Here is a 17448-nt window from a genome sequence, read left to right as displayed (position 1 = left end):
GGTCATATATGAACAGAAATGCTTTCCGTGTTCCCACAAACCAGCCCGGTTCCCGCATGCCGCAGTATAACCAGCAGCAGCTTCCAGCAACACCGGGCGCAGATGTTTCCGCGCGTCTGTCAGACAGCGCAGGGCAGATCATAGCCCAAGGCGCAGACCAGCAGGCCCGACAGCTTGAAATGCTTGGTCGTGGCATGCAGCAGGCAGCCAAGGCCTATGACCTCTATCATGACTACCAGGCCACCAAGGCCAAGGAAGCATGGCTGACGTACAAGCAGGAGGCGATAACCAAACGTGCCGAGCTTGGCAGAATGCAGGGCAAAGACGCCATTGATCCGGAAAAAGGTATCACGGCGCAGATGGCGGCATGGCGCACCGAACGTCGCCAGACCCTCATGAAAGATCTGGGCGGCCCGGCGGCCTCAATGTTCGACACTGCCGCCAAGGATATTGATTCCAGCATGGACGCATGGGCAATTGATAAGGTGAATACCGAACGCCTGAACTACGAAAACAAAACCAGTGAGGCCCACATATCGCTTTTGCAGGATGAAGCTATGGCGCTGGCCGCAAATCCTGCGCTTTTGGGTCAAAAGATGGGCGCACTGGAAGGCGAACTTAAAGCCATCGCAGGCCGCAGCGGGCTTGATGAAACGTGGGTTAAGGCCAAGTTTCAGGATATCCAGCAAAAAACACTCACGCAGACCATTTCTGACAGCATAGCTGGTGAGCAGTTAGGCAAGGCCAATGCCATGATAAAGGCGTATGCCCCCATGCTTGGCGGCGCTGCTGAAGGCCTGCGCGCCCGGGCCGCAGCCAAAGGAAGGGAACTCCAGGCGCGGGCCAGGGCGGAGGCGGAGAGGGCGGAGGGAGAAGCAGCCATTAGCGTCGTTTCCGGGCTCTTGAACGATACGGTGGGCCTGACCAGGCAAGAGCGGGAGTCTGCGGTTCTTGCGAGGATTGCTGAAGAACCTGATCTGAAAAAGCGTCACCGCATGGCGTCACTGGCAAAAAGTGAACTCGCTTTTGAAGAGTTGCGCGAAACCGCACAGACTGAAAAGCAGATTGTGGACTTCTACGATGAGACCAAGGGCATGACGCCTATACAGCAAATGCAGCACCTTGAAACTAGCACAAATATTTCCGCCGCCGCGCGCGACAAGCTGCGCCCGAAGCTGAGCACTGAATGGCATCGGGAGACGCCGCAGAATCAGGCGGCATTGTCGGACGTTATGCTTGACATAGACAAGGCAAAGGCGGCCGGTCTGCCAAATAGCGACATTGAACAGCGCGTGTACGCTCGTGCTGCGGTTCGCGGCCTGACCCCCGAGCAGACCAAGAAGGCCGTAAAATACGCGCAGGAAGGAGGCTCCACGGGCAGCCTCAAATTCTCCGAAGCAAACAGCATATGGAAAAGGCTGACCGGCAAAAAAGAAATGCCCGCTGAAGCCTTTGAAACCCTGCGCTCGCAACTGCCCCAGGGGCGCGAGGCCACTGCCGCCGACATTGAACGGGTACTCGCCAATTTTTACATGTCCGGCAAGTCGGCCGATTCCGGCTGGTTCTCCGACAGCGAAAATTACCTTGAATCTTTGAAACACGGACGCGGCGAGGCCTGGTTGCCCAATGTTACCGACCAGGAAAAGAAGGATATTTCCAAGCTCCTTCAGCGAGCGGGCGTTGCCGTTTCGCTTGAAAAAATACGCAAATACAAAAAACATGTTATCATGGGCATTCCCGAAGAAATTGGAGGGTCCAAATGAGTACCCTGTTTGATGAAAGCGCCCCGCCCCTTGCCCCTGCTCATGCGCCCTTTGACGATGTTGAGGCTGCCCCTCCTGCGGCAAGCCCGGTACGTGCGGCGCTGACTGCATCTACCGGAAGGAGTGCCGTCAACGTTGCCAAGGCTCGCGTGTTGGCCGAAACGCTCGGCATACCTGAAGGTGTGGCCCTGGCCGATCCCGCAGGAGCACAGCGCGAGTATGACGCTTTTATACTTGAATCCAATAAGCGGTTGGCTGCATGGGCCGCGCAGACCCCGGACAATGCCGCCATTGCCAAGGCCGAGCCAAAGGCTCTTGGCAGCCTGTTTGACGCTGCGGCTGAAATCCCTCGTTTCTTTGCCCGAGAAGCGGCGGCCCTGGGCTCTGCCTGGGACAAAGGCAGCCTGCAAGTGCAGTATTCCGCCCTTGGTGAACGCTATCGATCTGGTGACGATTCTGTTCTTCCCGAGATTGAGGGCATCCGTCAGAGGATGGGGGAAGCTGAAAAGATCAAATCAGGAACAATGGCCAGCTCCATCGGTCTGGCCACCGCTACAGAACAACTCCCCTTACAACTGAATATGGCTGTCCCGTCTGCCACTGAAGCCTTCGGCATGGGAACGGCTGTATGGGGCGGCGCAACTCTGGCAACGGGCGGCACAGGGGCGCTTATCGGCTCTGTCGTGCCTGGTCCCGGCACGCTTGCCGGTGGCGCTGCCGGGGCCATCGGGGCGCAGCCCGCCGCTGTTGCCGCAGGCATGACCGCAGCCAAGGCGACATATCTTTTCAGGCAGGCGCAACGCAGCTTCAGCATGGAGCGCGGCGCGTTTATTGCCGACCTTGCCCTTGAAAAAGATGTGAATGAACAACCCCTGCCGCGTGACGTGCAAAATGCCGCTGCGGATGTGTACGGACTCATGGCGGCAGCCGTGGAAACCGGCGGCGAAGCCATTTTTTTAAAGCTGCTCAAACCGCTTGGCGGGCAGGCTATTGTTGAAAAATTTGGCGAACAAGGGCTGAAAGCTTTCTTGAAGTCCGCAGTAAAGCGCGCGGCCTTCGACCAGAGCACGCGGGGCGTTCTGATGGATATAGGCGCCCGTATCGGCCTGCACTCCCTGGCTGAAGGGCTGGAAGAAAGTGTGCAGGAGGTTGCCTCCATTCTGATAGAATCAGTAGCCAAGGAGTATGTAGAGGGTCGCGATGGCCAAGTGCACCTTGATACTGCAATCTTCACCCCAGAAAACGCGGAAAGGGTCAGGGAGTCTTTTACCGGGGGGCTGGCTGCTGGCGCATGGCTTGGCGGCGGTCCAATTATCGTTTCCGGCGCATTTGATGTACGCAGTGCGCAACAGGCGCAAAGGTTTGCCCAGGGACACAGCGACCTGCACGGAAAGGTTGAAGCTACAGAGATTAAGCAGCTTTCGCCCTCGCACACTCAGGAGATTCTTGAGGCAGCAGACCCCTCTTTGCAAGAGGAGGTGCAGCTTCCTGCTGATGCCCTGCTTGAACTCTATCAGGATGGCACTGACCTGCTCGGCCCCCTGGGCCTGAGCGAAGAACAAGTGACCCGTGCCGCCGGTATGGGACATTCTTTTGAAGTGTCCGTGAGCCGCCTACACGCCAACCTCGATCAGGGACAGTTTGACGCCGCTGCACAGATCATGAGGCGCAGCCCCGACAGCTTCAGCGCCAGAGAGGCAGACAGGGTTGATAATAAAATAGCTGCCGATGCCAAAAAAGTTGCGACGCTCTATCAGGAACAGGCTTCCGAGCTTTCGGCGCTGGAGAAAGAACGCGAAAGAGTGCGCAATGAAGCCGTTGCTGCTGTTGAGTCTGTACCTGGATTGAAGGCGCAGGCCGAGAGTATGGCGGGAGGTGTTGAAGCCTATGTCGATCAATGGGTGACGACTCTGGACGCATTTGCGCGGCGCATGGCCCCGCAAGGGGAGAGTATAGCTGAAACCTTTCGGCGCATGGCGATCAACAGCTTGGACAGGCCGTCTTTGACCGAAGCACGCGAAGCTTTTCAGCCTCCGATTGAAGAGGTGAGAGCTGCAGATATCGCCCTGCAAGAAGATTCTGAGGCGTGGGCAGGCGCCCTGCAAGCCTTTGCAGAGCGGGGCCTTTCTCCGCGTAAAACTGTACCTATGTTGCGCCAGACGCCGCTTGTACTGCAAATGCTCGGTGCTGAAAATCTGCCGGTGGTAACAACCTATAATGTGCTGAAAAAAGTGCTGGTAGAAAAACACAAACTGCCAGTTGCAGCGTTGCAACAGGTTCCGGCGGCCATGGCAGATCCCGTAATGGTGTTTAGGTCTGCCACGCAGGGCGGCGATCTGGTGATGATGCTGGATGTGAAGGATCAGAACGGCGCAACAGTTGTTGTGCCGTTGGCACTAAAACAGGACAGCCCCGAAGGGTACAGCGTAAATCTTGCCACAAGTGTATACGCAAAAAACAAGGCCGAGCATGGGGCGGCGAATAATCGTTGGTTTATAAACCAGATAGAAAATGGCAATCTGCTGTACAGAAACCATAAAAAAAGCCGCGCTTGGGAAGCCATGGTGGGGCTCCAGTTGCCCCCGACGCACTTCACAAACACGGGTAAGAAAAATTTATACACTGACGCGAATCTTGTCAAGCTGAGGGAAGCAAATCCGGAGCTATATCACGATGGCAGCGATGATCCGCGCGGATCGGTCACTATTCACCCTGAAAGCTATCTGGTGAACCTTTTCCAGAAAGCAGACCTCACTACCCTGTTGCACGAAACCGGCCACATATTTCTTGAGGAAATGGAGCGTGCTCTTGATGCGGGCATAGCCGATAAGGCCATGTCTGACGATTATACCACTTTGCGGGGGTGGGTCGGCGCCAAAGAAGGTGAGCCCCTGAGCGTTGAGCAAAAAGAGCAGATAGCACGGGGCTTCGAGGCGTATTTGATGGAAGGCAAGGCTCCGAGCCAGGAGCTTCAAACGGCCTTCTCCCGCTTTCGGCGCTGGCTGCTGACCATCTATAAATCTGCGCAACGCCTGCGGGCTGAACTGACGGACGAAGTGCGCGGCGTGTTTGACCGCATGTTGGCCACTGAGCGAGAAATAGCCGCTAGTTCAGCGCAAAATGAACTTATTGATTTGACCAATAAGGAGCTGGACGCCCTTGGCCTGACAGGAGCAGAGCGCACATATGCCGCCGGACTCATGGCAGCCGCCAGAACGGCGGCGGCCGAAAAGCTTCAGCTTGATCGTGACAGACAGCGCAAGCGCCGATTGGCAACCTATGCCCTGGAGGCAAGAGAAGAACTTCGTTCCGAGCCTGCGTACATCGCCAGATCCGCCATGCGTAAAACGCCGCTGGATATTGACGCGGTGCGAAACGACTTTGGTGAAGACGTGGCGCTTGAACTCATGCGGCGAGTCCCTGCCAGCCTGAAGAGGGGAGGGGAAGATCCGCAAATTTTTGCGGCCGAACAGGGTTTTGAAAATGGCGCTGCAATGGTTCAGGCGGTGCTGAATTCTAAAAGCCTGAAAGAAGCAGTGTCTGAAAAGGTTAAGGCAAAGGAGGTCGCGTATGACGCCGATTTTGTCGCGACTGAATATCTTGTTGAAACGGATCAAGCACAGGAACAAGTGTCCTTGGTGGGCAAATACCTTGCAGCCAATCAGGGGCAGGAATATATGCGCCAGCAGGCATTTGCGCGGGTTGCCGAGCAGGAACTGACAAATATGCCCATGCAACAAGCCGTGCAGACCGGGAACTTTCTTGCAGCTATGCGCCGGGCATTGCGTCAGGAACGTCAAGCCATTGGTGAAGGCGATTTTGCAGCGGCTCTTGAAGCCAACCACAAGGCCCGCCTGAATTTGGAGTTCACCCGGCGCAGCAGAGAAATATCCCGCAGGCAGCAAACGCTACAGCGCCAGACAACGCGCTTTGTCAAAATGACCAAGGCCGACCCGGATGCCCGATTTGTAGTCATGGATATTGCCATGCGCTACGGCCTGGGGAGGTTTAACGCCACACTGGCCGAAGGCCGTGACGGCGGCAACGTGCAGGCATGGCTACGCGGTGCGGAGGCTGACGGGTATACCCTGTTTGTTGACGACGCTACTCTGTACGGGCCTGGAAAACCCTGGCGAGAAATGAATGTTGGCGAGTTTGAAAGCCTGGCCGAAACCGTAGCCCAGATAGTGACCGTAGAACGTAACCGCCGCCAACTGCTGACAGCCCAAGGCAAGGCCGATCTGGATGAAGTGGCGGCAACCATAGCCGGAGAAATCGGCAAGCATCGGGATATGAAGGCGCTGAAGACTGTTGAGCGCGACCCCGCCGCCCTCAAACTTGTTTCCGGGGTACACGCTGTACACACCAAGATTGAAGCGCTCTGCCTTGCCCTGGATGGCGACAGGCATGGGCCTGCCTGGGAGTTCATTTACAAGCCGATCACACAAGCGGATGATAATCAGAATGTGCGTTTCAAGGAGGCTCGCAATGCCCTGCGAAAACTGTTTGGCGTGTACTCACGCAGGGAGCTTACCACCATCGGCCATAAAAAGGTTTTTGTAAAAGAAATAGGCGAAAGCCTTACCCATGAAAACAGGCTGGCCCTTGCCTTGAATATGGGCAATGCGGCAAATATATCCAGAATCCGCGAGGGGCACGGCTGGACGGACGATCAGATTTCGGCCGCCCTGCGCAGCCTGACCAAGAGAGATTGGGAGTTTGTACAGTCGGTATGGGACTACCTTGAAACTTTCCGGGATGAGTCTTTTGCCCTGCAAGAGGCCGTGACCGGAATGCGGCCCAGGGCGGTAGAGCCACAACCCTTGACGGTTCAGACTGCTGAAGGGCAAACGCTGAACCTCCGTGGGGGCTACTACCCCATTCGCTACAATTCTGAAAAAGGGTTCAGAGCCTTCCAGCAGGAACAGGCCGCCATGGATAAAGAATTCTTTGGCGGCAGAAATTACGGCGCGGCCCAGACCAGGCAGGGACACCTCAAGGAAAGGGCCAAGGGGGGGGCAAAAGGCTCCCCTTCTGCTCGAACTGACTGTGCCCGTGGATCATGTATTTAACGTGATTCATGACCTCGCGTTCCGCAAGGCCGTTCTGGATGTGGCAAAGGTGATTCGGCATGGCACCGTGCGGCAGGCCATTGAGGGTTCTGTGGGCAAGGAGCTTTACAGGGAGCTTTTGCCATGGCTGCAAGATGTTGCCAACGAGCGCCAGGAGCCCATGCACTATATGCACCGCATGGCCAGATGGGCGCGCGCCAGCACCAGTATTATGCAAATGGGCTGGAAATTCACCACCATGTTTACACAGCCGCTAGGTTATACGCAGACGGTGGAAGTTCTCGGGTATAAATGGGCGGGGTATGGCCTTAAGAGGGTGTACGGCAACATGCTCAAATTGCCTGCTCTGATAGAGGAAACTTTTGCCCGGTCCCCCATGATGGCAAACCGCATTAAAAGCTTTGACCGGGAGGTACGCGATATCACCAAGCGCCTGACAGCCACAACGGGGCTTTTCGGGTGGGTTGACAAGGTGCGGGATTCCGCCTTTGTGCCCATGGGTGTGTTTCAGATGGGGGTGGACCTGCCCACATGGTGGGGGGCATACGCCAAAGGATTACAGGACTATTCAGGCAATGAAATCAAGGCTGCTCAGTATGCGGACAGCATGGTAAGGATGAGCCAGGGAAGCGGCTCCACAAAAGACCTGTCAAGGGTGCAGAGGGGTAGCGACCTCGCGCGCCTGGCAACCATGTTCTATAGCTACTTTAACACATTTTATAATCTTGCAGCCCGGAGGTTTTCGGACCTTAAGCGCGACCACAGCCCGGCGGCCATATTCCGGGCGGCCAACACCGCACTGCTGATTTGGTTTATCCCGGCTGTTTTGTCGGAGCTTGTGGCCGGGCGTGGCCCTGGAAGCGGGGATGACGAGGATGAGGACGTTCTGACCTGGGCCGGGATGAACATTCTGCAATATCCCTGGCAGGCAGTTGTGGGGCTGCGCGACATTGCGAATGGTGTATTTGGTGAGTTTGATTACCAGATTACCCCTGCGCAGGCCGCTCCAAAATCTTTTGTGAAATGGGCCGATAGTGTGCGTAAAGCCTTGGAAGAAGAGGATGCGGGCAAGCTCATAAAGCCCACTGCCGAAGCCTTGGGCTATGCATACAACCTGCCGCTCAAACAAGTCATCATAACAGCGGGGAACGTGTGGGATTATCTGACAGGGGAAGACCCGGACCTTGAAGTGCGCGACTTGTTTTTTGTCAAGCCCAAGCACAGGAGGTAGTCAGTTCAGCAGGGCATCAACGGTATTGCGGTAGTCTTTAAGTCGCTCATCGAAAGATTGAGGTTGAGCCTTGTTTAAAGCTTCAGGCTGCCGGGTGCCCTGCTGTGGGGTGCTTCCAAATATTCTGTCAAGTTCCTTGTCACGGATTCGCATGATATCCGCGTGGGTCAACTTCGCCCCTTCAACAGGGGCATCATTGTTCAGCTTTTTTCCCCAAGAGAATAAAAGGGCGATGACGGCAAAAAGAACTATCAGGCCCACAAGACTGACACTCACAGCCCTGTCCGCCTCGGCCTTTACTTTGGCCTGAGTGTCTCGCTTTGAAGGCAGCGGCGCTGTGGACTTGGGGGGACTACTTACGGTGGCCGGTTGGGGGCGCGGCGGGCTAGGTGGCGGCGTGATGGGGCGTTCCGCCCTAGTGGGCTTGGCGGTAGTCTTATCAATTAAAGGCAGTTGCGACGGTGAAGGCGTAGCCGATGGCGTCGCTCCGGCAGCACCGGCTTTGCCAAAGCGGTCCCTTTTTTCTATTTCTTCAAGCCTCTTCTGCACTTTTAAAAGCAGCGCTACGGCGCTTTTGGTCGTTCGGAGCTTGAGTTCAGCACGGACGGCGGTCAAGACCTTTTTATTGAAAGCGTAATCACTGAAAACCTTTTCAAGGCTTTTCACTGATTCGCGCATGTAGGGCCTGACCTGGTTCATCCTCCCCCCCTCGGATGAACTTTAACTATCAGCTAACAAATACGGGGGCAAGGTGGGGCGCAAAGATTAGGAAAACCGAAGGCCGGGGTTACCCGGCCTTCAATTCTACTGCTGCGCTACGGCCTGCTTTACTGTGTCGGCAATAAAAGCATTCAGTGACTTGCCTTCAGCCGCGGCTGCGATACTGGCCTGGTGATATACTTCTGGATCAAGACGCAAGGCAAAGTTGCCCCGGCTCTGCTTTCGCGGTTCAACGCCATGTTTGGCGCACTCGTCAAGAAAGGCGTGCAAGGATTCTGTTCCTTCATGACGCAGGCCGGGGAGGTCAGTTGCATAAAAATCCGCGCCGCCGTTCAGACCCACAAACTCACCACGAAACATCTCTATTTCCGGGTCATAGGCAATAACAGCCTTATAGCCTTCAATGTTCATTACGTTCTTCATGGCTTCACTCCGTGTTCTTCCAGCCAGCGCCTGATGCTGGCAACAGCCCCTTTGTCTGTAGTTGGTGCAGGGTGGGGGCGGTGGAAGATTTTTACTTCACCAAACAGAAACACGCTTACCCTGGAGCCTTCCCTCTCGTTGATTTCGGCTCCCAGAGCAATGAACAGCGCTTCAATATCTGCCCAACGGATGCCGCCAGGAACTGGCCGTGTAAAAATCTGTGTGAGGGTAGCTGCATGTTTGCGCTTCATGTGAATATGATATTGCTTTGTGATATTAAGTCAAGGCGGTTTATCAGGCTTATTATTTCAAGCATTCCCTTGCCCCACATAGCGCCTGCTGATAGGGGAATAGAAAAACATTTCCTATATGCGTTGAAGAAAAGAAGGGGACGGTGGCAATAGCATAGCAGTATAATATGTAAGTTGAAATTTTTGAACCAATGGGCTTAATTTTGGTACAGGTTGATCAATATCAAAATTGGAGGAAACATGTTCAAACGTATTTCACTTGCCATGGCTTTGACGTTGGTTCTTTCAGTATCCGCCTTTGCTGCGGACAACGGCTTCTATATGGGGCTGAAGTTTATCGACTCCATCCAGAGCACAGGTGATGTTTCCAAGGGGGGTGGCACCAATTGGTTTGACGTAGACAACTATACCCAAAACACCGTCGGCGGTGGTGCCTTTGTCGGTTACGACTTCTACCCCATGCATCAGGTGCCTATTCGAGCTGAAATTGAATACGCCATCCGCACCAACAGCGAGACGGATTGGGATTCCAAGGTATACAATGGATACCCTGCCGGGTCGGCATCGCTGAAAGGGCAGTGGAATCTTCAGACCCTTTTCCTGAACGCGTACTGGGATTTCCATAATGATACGGCCTTCACTCCTTATATCGGGGCGGGCGTTGGCATGGGCTTCATCCAGAGCAAGTATGAACTGGATATCCACGGCGTTGGAAGCGACAGCTATAACGAAACCAATACCGTCTTTGCCTGGAATGCTGGCGCTGGCGTTGCCTATGCCATTACCGACAACCTGTCTGCCGACTTGGCGTACCGCTTTGTGGGCCTTGGCTATCATGAAAATGAAAAGACCGCGCACACTATCGTAGGTAGCGAAAAAATGAAGGTCGGTATGGCCCCGTATGCCAACGAGTTCAGCTTGGGCATCCGTTACACGTTCTAAAAGATTATTTTCATGACCTTCCTCTTGAGGGGCCGCCAGTGGGGCGGCCCCTTTCTCTTGCCGTTGCCCCTTTGTGTCTTGACATCCCCCGCATTTTATGGCTGGCTGTCTTCACGGAGCCTCGAAAACTCCTACAGGCGGCCACGCCATTTCCGAAAGTCAATGGCTTTTTTTGCGCCCTTTTCTGGGCTATAATTGAATCCATTGCCGGGTGTGGTCGATATGTCCAGGCGAAAGCTAAAGACGGCCAGCCGTTCCTGTAGCGGTTTCGAGCACCCGGCATTCTCTTTTGGTTGAGGATGCCTTCTGTAAATCTCGAAAACTTACAGGAGTTCACCATGTCCCAGGCTCAACTTCTCCCCGCCGCTTCCCCGTTCCAATTCAACGATTTTCCCATCCGTACACAGGTCGAAGGCGAACAGCTTTGGTTTGCCGCTCGCGATGTGTGCGCCGCCCTTGGTATAAGCTGGACGGGAAGAACCCTGTCTATGATTCCAGATGATTGGCAACGTATGTGCAAATTACACATACGTCGCGGGAAGTATGACACGCGCCTCATAAACGAACCCGCCGTGTACAAGCTGGCCTTCCGCAGCAACAAGCCGGAGGCCGACGCCTTCACCAACTGGATAGCGTCTGAGGTGGTCCCGGCCATAAGGAAGACGGGGAAATACGAAGTCGCCCCCAAAAAGAAAGCCCTGGGCCGTGGCATTGATACACTTCCAGAGACCGCCCCTGTGCTTACCTTTCCAGACGATATGGAGGTGGGGCGCAAAGACGCCATGCGGCGCATTCAAAAAATCATCTGGCAGCTTCATGCGGCCATGGACGTAACCCGCATGTTCACACACCCCAAGGGGCGTATTCCTATGGGGACGGGGCGCTACGACATCATGCTGAGCCTTTACAGGGTTGCTGATGCCAATCTGGTCGGCGCGTACAATGCGCTTGAAGCTGGATATAACCTTGGCAGCGAGATGGGCTGGAGATAGAAAGTAAAGTTTTAGAAGCAAGAAGGCCGCTCAGAAATGGGCGGCTTTTTTGTTAGCGTTTTGTGGTCGGGGCATCTTGCTGATCGGTATCCACTGTTATTCCTATCATCCTATAATAACAAATTGATACTTACAGGCTTCGTTGTCACAACAGGCTATTGCCCATCCACATTGCTGCCCAGTTGTACAATGAAATCGGACTGTCTTGGCAGTATGTCCACATTTAGGGCATATCCAATACCATTGGTATAGTTTTTTATCCTTGTCGACAAAAACAGATAACACTTCACGGATATCATAGATCATAAGTTTATATAGTTTTGCCATATTGCATTCTCTAAATTTTTCATAATAAAATTGCTTTATTTTTACTATCTAGCTATTGCGGCAATAAAAATAAAAGGTATATTGTAAAGTATTTTTAAATGTCTATAACGTAAAATATATTTGCTTATCAATTATATGTTATAGTATAATATTAATTGTACTTTACCATGTCATAAAAATTTTTTATTTCGGATTTTGAAAAAAAGAATACACACGAGTATGCTGGAAATCATATCTTTTTACTCGTATTTTTTATTTGCAGTTGCTGTACAGGTCGCCCTTACGGGCGTTTTTTTCGTCGTCAGCCAGTTGAGAATGCGGCACACGAAATTCCTGTATGGGCTGCTTAGTAAAAAGATGGATAGGGTTTGGGATCGGTATGTGTATAGATGATTTACTATAGCTATGTATTTTAAATGGAGAATTTTTTCGCTGAAAAAATATTTCCCTCTAAACATTGAGTCAAATCCGCCGATAAAAAGCAACACATTCGGGATTACAATGATCGTTTTATGAAAATGAAAAGCCTTAGGAGCAGGAGGAAAAACTCATGAAACTATCGTCGAAAATTTCTACAAGCATGGGTGTGTTGACCGTACTCATGGCTGGACTAACAATCTACTTTATTGTGCAGTTGGCTGCGCTTAATGACGCATCACGAGAAATCAGCTATCGTCAGGTAGCGCTTATGAAATTAATGGGCGAAGTCAATAATGCTGCCTCGGAGTATCGCTTGGTCGAAATTTTGCATATTTATTCCTCAGATCCAGAAAAAATGCGGGAATATGAAAAAATTGGGCAAGCCTGGTCTGAGTTGGTTTCAAAGGATATAAAAGAAATCAGTGGGTTGCTCATTACCCCAAAAGGCAAAGATGCTTTCCATACGTATCTTGCTTACCGTGAAGAATATCGTGAAATCGCTAGGAAAACCCTCGCGCTCTCTCGTGAGCAGCAAACAGAGCAGGCTGTGGTTTTGTTGCTCGGAGATGCCCAGAAAGCGTATGATAATATGAGTACTGCCATGGCCAGCCTCACGAAGTTTATTGAACAGCGAGCCGATCACTTGAGTGATAATGCGCTAAAAACATATACAACTTCTCGATTGGTTGGGATTATTCTTACAGCCATATCACTTTCACTTTCCATCGCTCTTACTCTCTTGATGGTCCGTAATGTATTGCGTCAATTAGGAAAGGATCCTGGCGAATTGAACGGCATTGCCCAGCGTGTTGTAGACGGCGATTATAATATAGACGATGGCAGTACGAAGATTGGCGTTTACGGCGCTATAGTAAATATGGTTGACGCCTTAAAAGCACACATTGAAAACGCTGAACAGGAATCACAGAATGCCAAGGAACAATCTACAAAGGCTAAAGCAGCGATGGCACAGGCTGAAGCTGCCAGCCATGAAGCGCAAAGGAAAACCCAAGCAATGCTGATAGCTGCGGACAAGCTTGAACAGGCAGGAAGCGTGATTTCTTCGGCCTCAACAGAGCTTGCAGCCCAGATTGAACAGTCAGACAGGGGAGCTTCCGAATCTGCACAAAGGTTGTCCGAAGCCGCCACTGCTATGAATGAAATGAACGCCACGGTACAAGAAGTTGCCCGAAGCGCTGGCGCTGCTTCCAGTGCTTCGGCAGAAACTAGGGAAAAGGCGCAGCATGGTGCGCGTATTGTCGAACAATCGTTGCAAAGCATTGAAGGGGTTCGCCATATTTCTGCACAACTCAAGGACGATATGGGACGACTTAATGAGCATGCGCAAAATATCACACGGATAATGGGCGTTATTTCCGACATCGCCGACCAGACAAACCTTCTGGCGCTCAATGCCGCCATTGAGGCTGCTCGCGCTGGTGAAGCCGGACGCGGCTTTGCAGTAGTGGCTGACGAAGTGCGCAAGCTGGCAGAAAAAACGATGGCTTCCACAACAGATGTCAGCAGTGCCATTGAGGCTATCCAGAAAAGCACTGAAAAAAGTATGGGCAGTGTGGATCACGCTGTAGAACAGGTAAGTCAGGCCACGGAATTGGCAGGTCTGTCTGGACAGGCTCTTCAGGAAATAGTGGCTATCGTGGACAACACTGCTGACCAGGTTCATGCCATCGCCACGGCCAGCGAAGAGCAGTCTGCCGCCAGTGAGGAGATCAATCAGTCCATTGTTCACGTTGACAATATGGTCAGACAAACTGCTGATGCCATGTCTGAAGCGGCTCGGGCAGTTTCTGACTTGGCCATCCAAGCCCAAGGGTTGACGGACTTGATTCAGGATCTGAAAAGCGCGTAACCTTGCTAGCCCCATCCTGTCGCGCAGTCGGGATGGGGTTTTCCGTTGCCTCCAGTGTTGAGGAATGTGCGAACGTGTTGCGTGAAGCTGCAATCTGCGATAAAGAAAAAACACGACAGCTAACACGCCCCACAGTGCGGCTTGGTGTCGTGGCCTAAGCCGCTGTTATCTGTCTATCTGTTCCTCCTTCCTTTGCCTTTTTCTAACCCTCTCTAGTTTTTTGTTCCCAGGGCCGGGGATTTTTCTTCCTCCGGCCCTCTCTTTGTTATACAGGTAGTGAACTGCTTGGATTAGATGGCGATAGCGCAGTTCACAGTGTTTTTGTAAACTGTGCATACAGAAAATGAAGACATGTCCGGCGGATGGCTCAGAGGGCGGGGGGAAATGGATGGGTTGCCCCGGACGGGCGGAGATGGGGGAGAGGGAGTGAAGGGTGTCTGTTTTTGTACATTTGGGGCAACTATTGGGGCAACAATATGATAATATAAAAATTAATATAATAGTATCAAAATAATATATATATTATGTGCGGCCCATGGGGGGCCTCCCAGTGCGGGGCGTTACGCTCCGCTGATGTCCGTGAAACATGGGTTTTGCGGGCTTTTTCTTTGCCTTGCAGTCCGCTGTAGTCCGTTGAGTTCCGTTGACAGCCATGACATTTTTGGGGCAGAAAAACTGTTCAACAGGATGGTGCCTTCTAAATTTCTCCTCCCCCAAAAATGGCGCTAAACAGTCAGACCAAGACGCGGTTGCGAAAGTAAAACAAAACGATATGAGGCTGGCAGGGCCTGTTTTGCCACACATGAATATGTACTGCTTCTACGATTTGTGTTGAGAACCGGATCATGAGATTCCCGTATATCTTGTGCAGTAAAGCATGAATCATCCGATAGGGAGTACCGAAAAAATAATAGACACCTGCCGGATTTTGATTGATAATTCAGTATGAAACCACGAGCTGTATGCCTTTTTGAGGTTGTCTGGATCAGTTTCCATTTTGTTACGGTCTGTCGTTTCAGCGCGGATACGTTTATGCGCCGGATAGGTATGGCTTTTCATCAAGGCCGGGTTACTGTGGGAGCTTACGGCGGTAGGTTCCTTTTTTTGTTTAAAATTATAGGATGGATTGTAACGGCTAGAGCGCGTGGCGGGATTTTTTCAAACAGGCAGACCGAGAGCATATGATTTGTATAATCTGCGTTTGCACATGAAAACAAAGAAAACAGGAGGAACATATGAGCACAGTCAAGGTTGCAGTGCACGGACTGGGCAATATCGGCAAGGCTGTCATTGATTGTCTGCTTTGCACCCGGGATATTGATTGCCTTGGTGTGGTGAGGCGTGCTTCTTCCTTGGGTACCCAGCCGTTATCTTTGCGGGGAGTGCCGGATTATGCCTCCATTGATGCACTGATGGCGGAGCGTGGCAGGCCGGATGTTGTAATAATTTGCGGCCCATCCAGAAATGTGCCTGTGGACGCGCGCTATTATATGGAAAAAAACATCAGCACCGTTGACAGTTTCGACATCCATTCTGAAATCCCGCAAGTTGTCGCAGCATTGGACAGTGCAGCCAAGGCTGCGGGCAAGGCGTGCATAACGGCGGCAGGGTGGGACCCGGGAACAGATTCTGTCCTGCGTGCGCTTTTTGAAGCCATGACGCCTGTAGGAACAACTTTCACCAACTTTGGCCGGGGACGTTCCATGGGCCATTCCGTAGCCGCAAGGGCTGTTTCCGGTGTGGAAAACGCCTGCTCCATCACCATTCCCATTGGTGGTGGCAAGCATTCGCGTCTGGTCTACGTTCTTCCCGCTGCCGGAGCTTCTTTTGCCGATATCAAGCAGCGGATTGCCGCAGATCCGTATTTCAGCAATGATCCGCTGGACGTGCGTGAAGTAGGCAGCCAGGAAGAACTGGATGCTGTGGCCGACAACTCTCATGGCGTACTTATGGAGCGCATCGGCGCTTCCGGAAGCGTTTCCAACCAGCGGCTGAGTTTTGATATGCGAATTGATAATCCGGCCCTGACGGCGCAGGTTCTGGTATCGTGCGCACGGGCTGTCACGCGGCTGAATCCCGGTTGCCATACGCTGATTGACGTACCCCCGGTGGCTTTGTTGCCCGGCGACCGCATGAAAAATATTGCCCGGTTGGTTTGACGGCACTTCCAAACCGCATGTTTTGCTGACAGGATGTATCTTTTCTCACTGTGTTGCGCATTCATGCACGTGATGCGCCACACAGTGAGAATATTTTTTCATCTTGAACAGACGCATGCGGATTTCGCCGGCCGTAAGCGGATTATACATATGCGCCAAGAGTCTCTTGTAGGATGGCTGGCGCTGGCTTTTCGCAGTGATTGAAGGTGGGGGATCTGCCCCCGTCTCGTGGGGTACGCGCATGGGGTGAAGGCAATTCAGGCTTGCAGGATGGCAAAATCCCCTTCCGGAAATGCTCCGGAAGGGGATTTTTATTGTCTTTATGTCTGCTGGCAGGATTTTTGTGCAATATAACTTCGTATCGTTTTTACATCTGCACAATCGGCTGCAGCGCCATGATCGGTCTGCTCCAGGCGCTATTATCTGGCGCAAAGGCGAGCAGCGGGGATAATGGTAAAGTTGTTTGCCTGCAACACTTCAACAGCCTGGTCTACCTTGTCAAAGCGAAAGATCATAACGGCGCTTTCTTCTTCGCGCTGGACAAAGGCATACATGTACTCAACATTTATGCCGTTGCGCGAAACAAGCTGGAGAACTGAATCAAGGCCGCCGGGAGCGTCTGTAACCTCTACAGCCACCACACTGGTGCGTCCCAGCGTGAAGCCTTTTTCTTTAAGTATGGTTTTAGCCTTTTCGTGATCGCAAACGATCATGCGCAAAATGCCAAAGTCCGAGGTGTCCGCGAGGGAAAGCGCCCGGATATTGATGCCGGCTTCGGCCAGGGCATGCGTTACTTCTGCGAGACGTCCGGCCCTATTTTCCAAAAAAACGGATAATTGCTCTGCTTTCATGACAAAATCCTTTATATCATCCGGCCGGCTCAGGCTTTATGGCTGGTATCGTCATCAGTAGAAGAAGGCTTTTTGTCCTTTGGCGTGATGTCGATTTCATCAGGTTCGGAAGATGCGCGGCGGAAGTTGCGGATGGCTCTGCCAAGTCCGCCGCCGATTTCCGGCAGCTTGTTCGCGCCGAAAATCAGCAGAACTACCACCAGTATGAGCAACAATTCTTGCATGCCAATGCCGAACATGCGGCAAGCCTCCGTTATGGGGTTGGGCTAAAAGCCGGATTGCGCCTCAGAACATAAGCCGCACAGGCCCGGAGGTCAAGGCGGCATATGGAGCCGCAAAGAACGGGAGCAGCGGAAAGAAGCGCAGAAAAAGCACCACGGGCCTTTTTTCTGACAACAGAAAAAAGGCCCGTGGAATTATATTATCG

Annotated in this window: 12 protein-coding genes; 7 read left to right on the top strand and 5 right to left on the bottom strand. The window is 52.6% G+C overall.

Annotation, left to right across the window (positions count from 1 at the left end; genetic code table 11):
* Positions 1–8: 8 nt before the first annotated feature.
* The 3 genes from ACZ495_RS05405 to ACZ495_RS05395 are packed head-to-tail and all read left to right on the top strand — an operon-like array spanning position 9 to position 8066.
* Complete coding sequence (locus ACZ495_RS05405; protein WP_464262779.1) at positions 9–1763, top strand: hypothetical protein; 1755 nt, start codon at positions 9–11, stop codon at positions 1761–1763.
* Positions 1760–6835, top strand: a complete 5076-nt coding sequence (locus ACZ495_RS05400; RefSeq protein ID WP_464262778.1) for a MuF-C-terminal domain-containing protein — start codon at positions 1760–1762, stop codon at positions 6833–6835. The genes ACZ495_RS05405 and ACZ495_RS05400 overlap by 4 nt, the downstream gene beginning before the upstream one ends.
* A complete protein-coding gene (locus tag ACZ495_RS05395) occupies positions 6813–8066 on the top strand; it encodes a hypothetical protein (RefSeq protein WP_464262777.1) in 1254 nt (417 codons plus the stop codon). The genes ACZ495_RS05400 and ACZ495_RS05395 overlap by 23 nt, the downstream gene beginning before the upstream one ends.
* Here the strand turns inward: ACZ495_RS05395 and ACZ495_RS05390 are convergent, their stop codons facing one another.
* The 3 genes from ACZ495_RS05390 to ACZ495_RS05380 all read right to left on the bottom strand — a co-directional run bounded on the left by ACZ495_RS05390 (position 8067) and on the right by ACZ495_RS05380 (position 9460).
* The gene (locus ACZ495_RS05390) at positions 8067–8765 is read right to left on the bottom strand and encodes a hypothetical protein (protein WP_464262776.1); all 699 of its coding nucleotides are present in this window, start codon (positions 8763–8765) and stop codon (positions 8067–8069) included.
* 105 nt (positions 8766–8870) lie between these two features.
* Positions 8871–9209: a type II toxin-antitoxin system HicB family antitoxin gene (locus ACZ495_RS05385; protein ID WP_407844460.1), complete on the bottom strand. Its 339-nt coding sequence runs from the start codon at positions 9207–9209 to the stop codon at positions 8871–8873.
* Complete coding sequence (locus ACZ495_RS05380) at positions 9206–9460, bottom strand: type II toxin-antitoxin system HicA family toxin (protein WP_407844459.1); 255 nt, start codon at positions 9458–9460, stop codon at positions 9206–9208. The genes ACZ495_RS05385 and ACZ495_RS05380 overlap by 4 nt, the downstream gene beginning before the upstream one ends.
* 240 nt (positions 9461–9700) lie before the next feature.
* Here ACZ495_RS05380 and ACZ495_RS05375 point away from each other — a divergent pair, with 240 nt between their 5' ends.
* The 4 genes from ACZ495_RS05375 (at position 9701) to ACZ495_RS05360 (ending at position 16170) form a co-directional block, all read left to right on the top strand.
* On the top strand, positions 9701–10402 hold the full coding sequence (locus tag ACZ495_RS05375; RefSeq protein WP_407844458.1) for an outer membrane protein: 702 nt from the start codon (positions 9701–9703) through the stop codon (positions 10400–10402).
* 338 nt (positions 10403–10740) lie between these two features.
* On the top strand, positions 10741–11394 hold the full coding sequence (locus ACZ495_RS05370) for a BRO-N domain-containing protein (RefSeq protein ID WP_464262775.1): 654 nt from the start codon (positions 10741–10743) through the stop codon (positions 11392–11394).
* Positions 11395–12271: 877 nt separating this feature from the next.
* A complete protein-coding gene (locus ACZ495_RS05365) occupies positions 12272–14011 on the top strand; it encodes a methyl-accepting chemotaxis protein (RefSeq protein WP_464262774.1) in 1740 nt (579 codons plus the stop codon).
* A 1235-nt stretch (positions 14012–15246) separates the two neighbouring features.
* The gene (locus ACZ495_RS05360; RefSeq protein WP_012624749.1) at positions 15247–16170 is read left to right on the top strand and encodes a diaminopimelate dehydrogenase; all 924 of its coding nucleotides are present in this window, start codon (positions 15247–15249) and stop codon (positions 16168–16170) included.
* Between the two features lie 419 nt (positions 16171–16589).
* Here the strand turns inward: ACZ495_RS05360 and ACZ495_RS05355 are convergent, their stop codons facing one another.
* Together ACZ495_RS05355 and ACZ495_RS05350 are read right to left on the bottom strand one after the other, a co-directional pair.
* Positions 16590–17021: an ACT domain-containing protein gene (locus tag ACZ495_RS05355; RefSeq protein WP_012624750.1), complete on the bottom strand. Its 432-nt coding sequence runs from the start codon at positions 17019–17021 to the stop codon at positions 16590–16592.
* 29 nt (positions 17022–17050) lie between these two features.
* Entirely contained in the window at positions 17051–17260 is a 210-nt protein-coding gene (locus ACZ495_RS05350; RefSeq protein WP_012624751.1) for a twin-arginine translocase TatA/TatE family subunit, read from the bottom strand.
* Positions 17261–17448 lie beyond the last annotated feature (188 nt).

This window comes from Desulfovibrio sp. GTC20076 (assembly GCF_055385905.1).
This window is presented reverse-complemented; position numbering and strand designations above follow the sequence as displayed.